At 69.8% G+C, this 1,359-nt stretch carries 1 protein-coding gene; it reads right to left on the reverse strand.

Going from position 1 to position 1,359, the window contains the following annotated elements; all coding sequences use genetic code 11:
* Nucleotides 1-1,343, reverse strand: a 1,343-nt coding sequence (locus ACFP2T_RS33675) for a condensation domain-containing protein (RefSeq protein WP_377428989.1), incomplete at its 3' end; no start/stop codon positions are given.
* Nucleotides 1,344-1,359: the final 16 nt, after the last annotated feature.

Consider the following 1,359-nt stretch of genomic DNA (forward strand, 5'->3'; position numbering starts at 1 on the left):
TCGTCGTCGAACAACACCGTGCTGTACTGCACCGACCCCAGCAGCCCCGACCCGGCCTCGCCCAACGTCACCGACAGGTCCAATTTGACCGGTATCGACGCCGGACCGGACCGAACGTCGGGCACGTCCCGGACGACCCGGTCATCACCATCACCGGCGACGTAGCTGAAGCCCACCTGGAACAACGGCGTTCGGGACCGGTCCCGGACCACACCGAGCTCGTCGACGAGCTGCTCGAACGGCACATCCTGATGCGCGTACGCCGCCAGGGTCTCCGCCCGCACCCGGCCCAGCAGTTCGGTGAACGTCGGATCCCCGACCAGGTCGGTGCGCATGACGAGGGTGTTGACGAAGAACCCGATCAGGCCCTCGATCTCGGCCCGGTTCCGGTTCGCGATCGGCGTACCGACGACGATGTCGTCCTGACCCGAGTACCGGCCCAGCAGGACGTTGAACGCGGCGAACACCGTCATGAACATCGACACACCAGCGTCCCGCGCGACCGCCCGCAGACCGTCGACCACCTCGGCCGGCACCACGAACTCGAGCTCCGCGCCGGCGCTGGACCGCTGCGCCGGTCGCGGCCGGTCGGTCGGCAACTCCAGCGTCGGCACACCATCGAGACGGTCCCGCCAGTAGTCGAGCTGACCGTCGAGGACGTCGCCGGTCAGCCACTGCCGCTGCCACACCGCGAAATCGGCGTACTGCACCGGCAACACCGGCAGGTCCGGGTCTACCTCGTCCCGGCAGGCGGCATAGAGCATGTCCAGCTCGCGGCGCAGGATGCCTTCCGACCACTCGTCACCCACCACGTGATGCATGGCCAGGGCCAGCACATGCTCGCGGCGTGCGAGTCGCAACAACGTGGCCCGGAACAACGGCCCGGCCGCCAGGTCGAACGGCACCACCGCGTCGGCGGCCAGCCACGCCTGTGCGGCGGCGGCCGCATCGTCCCTATCGGACAGATCGACCAGCGGTAGCACGAGCCGGGCCGGCGGGTCGATGGCCTGGTACGGCACGCCGTCGGCGTCAGCGACCAGCCGGGTCCGCAGCACCTCGTGCCGGGCCACCAACCCAGTCAACGCCGCGGTCAGCGCCCACACGTCGAGGTCGCCGGTCAGGCGGATCGGCATCGGGGTGTTGTACTCGGCCGAGCCGGGGTCGAGCTGGGCCAGGAACCACAGGCGCTGCTGCGCGAACGACAACGGCAACGGCTGGTCCCGGTCCACCGGCACCACCGGCGGCACGACCGCCCCCGGCACAGCAGTATCGATCATGGCCACCAATCCAGCGATCGTCGGTGTGTCGAACAGCGCCGCGACCGGCACCTCGACGGCGAACACGGCCCGGATTCGGGAC

Source organism: Plantactinospora solaniradicis (genome assembly GCF_042658085.1).
Taxonomy (GTDB): domain Bacteria; phylum Actinomycetota; class Actinomycetes; order Mycobacteriales; family Micromonosporaceae; genus Plantactinospora; species Plantactinospora solaniradicis.